Below are 6598 nucleotides of genomic sequence, written 5' to 3'. Positions count from 1 at the left end.
CCGCCGGACTCCTTTTAAACAAAATGGCCACCCATCGTTGGGTGGCCATTTTGCGTTTACGGAACGAAGAGAACAGGGAGCACCATGCCGGAAGAGGAAGAGCGCCGTCCGCGTCGCAACGACGACAGGAATCAGCGCAACGAACGTCCTTCCGGAGGTCGCCCCGTCTACCGCGACGGCGCATCTCGCTTCGGCGACCGCGGCCCGCGTCGTGAGGGCGGCTACAACCGCGATGGTGGTGCTCCGCGTCGTGAGGGCGGTTACAACCGCGACAGCGCTCCGCGTCGTGAGGGCGGCTACAACAACCGTGACGGTGCTGCCCCCCGCCGTGAAGGCGGCTACAACCGCGATGGTGGTGCTCCGCGTCGCGAAGGCGGCTACAACAACCGTGACGGCGCCCCGCGTCGCGAAGGTGGTTACAACCGCGATGGTGCTCCGCGTCGCGAAGGTGGCTACAACCGTGACGGTGGCGCCCCGCGTCGCGAAGGTGGTTACAACCGCGATGGTGGGCCGCGTCGTGAGGGCGGTTACAACAACCGTGATGGTGCGCCGCGTCGTGAGGGGGGTTACAACCGCGATGGTGGTGCGCCTCGTCGCGAAGGTGGCTACAACCGTGACAGCGCTCCGCGTCGCGAAGGTGGTTACAACCGTGATGGTGCGCCGCGTCGTGAGGGGGGTTACAACCGCGATGGTGGTGCGCCGCGTCGCGAAGGCGGATACAACCGTGACAGCGCTCCGCGTCGCGAAGGTGGTTACAACCGTGATGGTGCGCCGCGTCGTGAGGGTGGCTACAACCGCGATGGTGCGCCGCGTCGTGAGGGTGGCTACAACCGCGACGGTGGTGCGCCTCGTCGCGAAGGTGGCTACAACCGCGACGGCGCTCCTCGCCGTGAGGGTGGTTACAACCGTGACTCCGCTCCGCCTCGCGAGGGCGGGTTCGAGCGTGAGCGGGGGAGCGACCGTTCGCGGTCCTTCCCGCAGCGTGGCGGCGCCGGCCGGGAACGTCCGGCCAACGCGGCGAACGAGCGTCCGCGGTTCGATGAGCCGCGCCTCCCGGACGAGGTCACCGCACGCGACCTGCACCCGTCCGCGCGCAACGAGCTGAAGACGCTCAGCAAGGAGAACGCCGAGTTCGTCGCCCGACACCTGGCGATGGCGTCCCGGCTGATCGACGAGGATCCCGCTCTGGCGCACGAGCATGCGCTGGCGGCCTCGCGTCGTGCCGGCCGGATCGCTATCGTCCGCGAGACTCTCGGCATCACCGCCTACGCGACGGGCGACTTCGCCCTGGCCCTGCGTGAGCTGCGTACCTATCGCCGGATCTCCGGCAAGGACGACCAGATCGCCCTCATGGTCGACAGCGAGCGCGGCATCGGGCGTCCCGACCGCGCGCTCGAGACCGGCCGGGCCGTGGACCGGTCGGCCCTCGCCACCCCGGTGCGCGTGGCTCTCGCGATCGCGATGTCGGGCGCTCGGCTGGACCAGGGAGACCTGGCGCTGGCCCTCGGCGAGCTCGAGATTCCGGAGCTTGATCCCGATCGCGCGTTCGAGTGGAGCCCCGCGCTCTTCGCCGCGCGGGCCGCCGTGCTGGAGGACCTCGGGCGTACCGACGAGGCGGAGTTCTGGGCGCACCGCGCCGAGGTCGCCGCTGAGGCTCTCGGCGTGGACGAGGCCGGCGACGAGGAACTCTACGTGGAGGACAGCCTCATCGAGGACGAGTTCTCCGAAGCCGAGTTCTCCGAAGCCGACGTGGCTTCTGTCGAGGACGAAGCCGACGACGCGACCGAAGCCGACGACACGAGCGACACCCCCGAGCCCGCCGAGCCGTCCATCGAAGACGAGGTGCGCGAGCTTCTCGGTGAGGACGACGAGACGGATGACGAGACGGAGGACGACTCGCCCTCCGCATCCGAGAAGCCGGAGGCGTAGTGGGACTCTTCACAGCGAAGGCGCGGAAGCGACCCGTGGGACAGACGCCCCTCCAGGGCGTCGACACCGTCCTCGCTGATCTCGACGGCGTGGTCTACGCGGGTCCCGGCGCTCTGCCGCATGCGGTGGAGAGTCTGAACGCGGCGGCACACACGGTGCGTCTCGGCTACATCACCAACAACGCCTCGCGCACCGACGCCTCCGTGGCCGCGCACCTCACGAGTCTCGGACTCGATGTCGCTCCGCAGGACGTCGTCACGAGCCCGCAGGCGGCGATGCGTCTGCTTTCCGGGATCGTGCCGGCGCCGGCGACCATCCTCGTCGTCGGCGGTGACGGCCTCGTCGATGAAGTGCAGAAGGCCGGCTACACGGTGACACGCAGCGCCGAGGATGCACCGTCGGCCGTGGTCCAGGGGTTCGCCCCCGAGGTGGCCTGGACCGATCTCGCCGAGGCGGCGTTCGCCCTCAAGGTCCCCGAGGACGAGGGCGGCATCCCCTGGATCGCCACGAACACCGACTGGACGATCCCGCGCGAGCGCGGCGTCGCGCCGGGGAACGGCACCCTCGTCTCCGCCGTCCACACGGCCATCGGTCGTCTGGCGACGGTGGCGGGCAAGCCGGAGACTCCGATCTTCGAGGAGGCGCTCGCCCGCTTCGGGGCGACGAAGGCGCTCTTCATCGGCGACCGTCTCGACACCGACATCATGGGTGCGAGCCGTGCGGGGATCGAGTCCGCCCTGGTGCTGACCGGTATCGACCGTCCCAAGCACGTCCTCGCCGCGCCCGAGGGATCGCGCCCGACCTACATCCTCGGTGACCTGCGCGGCCTGCACGAGCCGTATCCCGAGCCCGTGGTGACCGACGGCGTCTACGACGTGAACGGTGCCGCCGTCCGCGTCCACGGCGCGGATGTCGAGATCCTGGCGGAGTCCGGGGACCAGCTCGACCTGCTGCGCGCCGGTGCCGCTGCCATCTGGGCTTCCGGCACGCCCGTCTTCGTCCTGCGGGTGCCGGAGCGGCTGTACGACGACCCGTTCCACCGCCCCTGAACCACGCGTGGCAGCCGTCGGCCGTCGGCGGTGCCGCGTACAGTGGAATCGTGAGCGACGAGACGACGACCAGCGCGCCGACGGACGGCCTGTGGAGTCGTCTGCGCCTGATCGAAGGGCAGCCGCTCGCCGCACGCGCAGACGCCTACTCTTCTCTGCACGACGAACTCTCGCGACGGCTCGAGAGCGGATCCCGGCTGGAACAGCGGGAGACCCCGGGACCACGATGACGCGACTCGACGCCGCCCTCGCTCTCCGAGGACTCGCCCGTTCGCGCACGCATGCCGCCACCCTGATCGCCGACGGCCTCGTGAGCGTCGACGGCCGCCCGGTCGTCAAGGCCTCGACGGCGGTCGACGACTCGAACACGATCACGGTCGCCGGCGCCGACCACTACGTCAGCCGCGCCGCGCACAAGCTCATTGCGGGCCTCGACGGCTTCGGCATCCCGGTGCAGGGGCGCCTGGCCCTCGACATGGGGGCATCGACCGGCGGGTTCACCCAGGTGCTCCGGGAACGCGGCGCGCGCCGTGTGCTCGCCGTGGACGTCGGGCATGGCCAGCTCGCCCCCTCGGTCGCCGCGGACTCCGGCGTCACGGCGGTCGAGGGTTTCAACGTGCGGCACATGACGCGCGACAGCCTCGCCGCAGCGACGGGGGAGTCCGCGCCGCCGGAACTGGTGGTGGGCGACCTCTCCTTCATCTCGCTCGAGCTCGTACTGCCCGCAGTGGTCGCGGTGGCCGCGCCGGGCGCCGACGTGCTGCTGCTGGTCAAACCGCAGTTCGAGGTCGGGCGGACGGCCGTGCGCGGCGGTCTCGTCACCGACCCGGCCACTCGTGCCGACGCCGTCGCCCGCGTGGTGTGGAGTGCCTGGGACGCGGGGATGGGGATGGCGGGGATCGTCACCTCCCCGATCCTCGGGACTCACGGCAATGCGGAGTATCTCGTGCACCTCGTGCCGGGCGGCGGGAGCAATCCGACAGAATGGATGGACACCATCAACCGGCTGGCAGGGGGACGATGAACGAGCGCAGGATCCTGGTCGTCGCCCACGCGGGTCGCGTCGACACCGTCGCGGCCGCCCGTCGGGTGGTCGATGCCCTCCGGGGCGCGGGAGTGCGCCCCGTCCTGGCGGCCGACGACTACGCGGAACTCGCCGCGGTTGATGCATTCTTCGCGAACGTCGAGGTGCTGGACGCCTCCGCCGGTCCGGCGTCCCTCGAACTCGCGATCGTGCTCGGTGGCGACGGCACGATCCTCCGTGCGGCGGAACTCGTCCGCGACAGCGGCGCCCCGGTGCTCGGCATCAACATGGGACACGTCGGCTTCCTCGCGGAGATCGACCGCGACGACATGGACGACGCGATGCGCCGTGTCATCGCCCGCGACTACGACGTCGAGGAGCGCCTGGCCCTGTCGGTGCGCGTCAAGGACAGGTCCGGGGGCGTCGTCTTCGAGACCTGGGCCCTGAACGAGGCGACCGTCGAGAAGGCGAGCCGCGAGCGCATGATCGAAGTGGTGCTCGAGATCGACGGGCGGCCGCTGTCGAGCTTCGGCTGCGATGGCATGGTCATCTCCACCCCGACCGGCTCGACCGCCTACAACTTCTCCGCCGGCGGACCGGTCATCTGGCCGACGGTCGAGGCCATCGCGGTGGTCCCGCTGTCGGCACACGCCCTGTTCGCGAAGCCGCTCGTGGTGAGCCCCGATGCGGCCGTGGCCATCGAGATGCTGGAGCGGACGGACGGCTCCGGCATCCTCTGGTGCGACGGCCGTCGTTCCCACGACCTCCCGCCGGGCGCCCGCGTCGTGGTGCGTCGCTCGTCGCGCCCGGTCCGCCTCGCGCGCCTGCACCCGACCGCGTTCACGAACCGTCTCGTCCGCAAGTTCCAGCTGCCGGTCGAGGGCTGGCGCGGGCAGGAGCGGAGGAGCGACGCATGATCGAGGAGATGCGCATGCAGGGGCTCGGCGTGATCGCCGACGCCGTCCTGCCGCTCGGCCCGGGCTTCACGGCGATCACCGGAGAGACCGGCGCGGGCAAGACCATGGTCGTCACCGGACTCGGGTTGCTCCTCGGCCAGCGCGCCGACTCGGGGGCTGTGCGCAAGGGCGCGGCGCAGGCGTCGGTGGCGGGGGTGTGGATCGTGCCTGAGACCGGCGAGGTCGCCGACATCGTGGCCGAGGCCGGCGGAGAGCTGGAGCCGGCCGGTGCCGGCACCGCCGAGCTGTATGTGTCGCGCACCCTCAGCGCCGAGGGTCGCAGTCGCGCGAGCGTCGGCGGCCGCGCCGCGCCGGCGGGGGTGCTCTCCTCGCTCGCGGACGAGCTCATCGTCGTGCACGGACAGTCCGAGCAGCTGCGGCTGCGGTCGGCCGCCGCGCAGCGCGACGCCCTCGACCGCTTCGGCGGTGAACCGATCGCTCGGGCGCTGGAGGAGTACCAGGCCGCGTTCGAGCGCTGGCGAACGCTCGATGCCGAGATCATCGACATCACCGCGAACCGCGACCGGCGCGCCGAGGAGGCCGCCCGGCTGCGGGAGGATCTCGCCCTGATCGAAGCCACCGCCCCGGAGGAGGGCGAGGACGAGGAGCTGACAGCCCGTGCCGAGCGCCTCGCGAACGCGGAGGAGCTGCGACTTGCTGCAGCTCTGGCGCACGGCACTCTCTCGAACGAGGAGGGCGAGCCGGATGCCTCGGCGCTGGTCGCCGAAGCCCGCCGAGCGATCGAGCGCGTGTCGGACCCGAAGCTGGCGGAGGTCGCGGAGACCCTTGCCGACATCGGCTACCGGATCGCCGACGCCGCCGGTGCGCTCTCCGGCTTCCTCGCCGACCTCGACGAGTCCGGACCCCACGAGCTCGCCGCCGTCGAGGAGCGCCGGGCCGCGCTCGGCGTCCTCATCCGTCAGCACGGTTCGCTGGCGGAGGCGCTGGCGCTGTGGCAGACCGGTTCCGCGCGGCTGGCAGAGCTCGACGACGACGGGGAGCGCCTGGAGCGCCTTTCCGCCGAGCGCGACGAGGCCAGGGCGGAGCTCGACACCCGCGCCGATGCTCTCACCGCGGCGCGGAGCGAGGCCGCCGTCCGGCTCGGAGAAGTCGTGACCGCCGAGCTCCACGCCCTGGCGATGCCGGACGCTCGTCTGGAGGTCTCCGTGGCCCCTGGCCCCGAGAGCACCCACGGCCGCGACGACGTCGCCATCCTGCTCGCCCCGCACCCCGGCGCCGAACCCCGTTCCGTGGCCAAGGGGGCCTCCGGCGGCGAGCTGTCGCGGGTGATGCTCGCGATCGAGGTCGTCATCGCGGCGACCGACCCGGTGCCCACCTTCGTGTTCGACGAGGTCGACGCGGGCATCGGCGGCGCGGCGGCGATCGAGGTCGGGCGGCGACTCGCCCGACTCGCCGAGAAGTCGCAGGTGATCGCCGTCACCCATCTCGCGCAGGTCGCCGCCTTCGCGAACAACCACCTCACCGTCGTGAAATCGCACGACGGCGCCGTCACCGCCTCCAGCGTGCGGCGGCTCGACGGGGAGGAGCGCGAGGCCGAGATGGCTCGTCTGCTCTCCGGACTCGCGGATTCCGATGCCGCACTCACCCACGCCCGCGAGCTTCTCAGCCTCGGCGTCTGA

Annotated in this window: 6 protein-coding genes; all 6 read left to right on the top strand. The window is 71.4% G+C overall.

Going from position 1 to position 6598, the window contains the following annotated elements; all coding sequences use genetic code 11:
• The first annotated feature begins 84 nt into the window (after positions 1–84).
• From B2W79_RS17410 to recN, 6 genes are read left to right on the top strand one after another with little or no spacing between them, the layout of a single operon-like run.
• A complete protein-coding gene (locus B2W79_RS17410) occupies positions 85–1929 on the top strand; it encodes a primosomal protein (protein ID WP_292791821.1) in 1845 nt (614 codons plus the stop codon).
• A complete protein-coding gene (locus B2W79_RS17405) occupies positions 1929–2978 on the top strand; it encodes an HAD-IIA family hydrolase (RefSeq protein ID WP_396654757.1) in 1050 nt (349 codons plus the stop codon). The genes B2W79_RS17410 and B2W79_RS17405 overlap by 1 nt, the downstream gene beginning before the upstream one ends.
• Before the next feature lie 50 nt (positions 2979–3028).
• Positions 3029–3208: a hypothetical protein gene (locus tag B2W79_RS17400; protein ID WP_292791814.1), complete on the top strand. Its 180-nt coding sequence runs from the start codon at positions 3029–3031 to the stop codon at positions 3206–3208.
• Positions 3205–4002: a TlyA family RNA methyltransferase gene (locus tag B2W79_RS17395; protein WP_292791811.1), complete on the top strand. Its 798-nt coding sequence runs from the start codon at positions 3205–3207 to the stop codon at positions 4000–4002. The genes B2W79_RS17400 and B2W79_RS17395 overlap by 4 nt, the downstream gene beginning before the upstream one ends.
• Entirely contained in the window at positions 3999–4919 is a 921-nt protein-coding gene (locus tag B2W79_RS17390) for an NAD kinase (RefSeq protein WP_292791808.1), read from the top strand. Before B2W79_RS17395 ends, B2W79_RS17390 begins: the two co-directional genes overlap by 4 nt.
• Positions 4916–6598 carry a DNA repair protein RecN gene (recN, locus tag B2W79_RS17385; protein WP_292791805.1) on the top strand — a complete coding sequence of 561 codons (1683 nt, stop codon included), beginning with the start codon at positions 4916–4918 and terminating at the stop codon, positions 6596–6598. The genes B2W79_RS17390 and recN overlap by 4 nt, the downstream gene beginning before the upstream one ends.

It is taken from the genome of Microbacterium sp. UBA7513 (genome assembly GCF_002478345.1).
Lineage (GTDB): Bacteria > Actinomycetota > Actinomycetes > Actinomycetales > Microbacteriaceae > Microbacterium.
The sequence above is the reverse complement of the archived record's forward strand: the minus strand, read 5'-3'. Positions and strand labels throughout refer to the sequence as shown.

Coding starts and splice junctions, on each gene's coding strand:
- B2W79_RS17410 (WP_292791821.1), top strand. CDS start 85: ATGCCGGAAGAGGAAGAGCGCCGTCCGCGTCGCAACGACGACAGGAAT.
- B2W79_RS17395 (WP_292791811.1), top strand. CDS start 3,205: ATGACGCGACTCGACGCCGCCCTCGCTCTCCGAGGACTCGCCCGTTCG.
- B2W79_RS17390 (WP_292791808.1), top strand. CDS start 3,999: ATGAACGAGCGCAGGATCCTGGTCGTCGCCCACGCGGGTCGCGTCGAC.
- recN (WP_292791805.1), top strand. CDS start 4,916: ATGATCGAGGAGATGCGCATGCAGGGGCTCGGCGTGATCGCCGACGCC.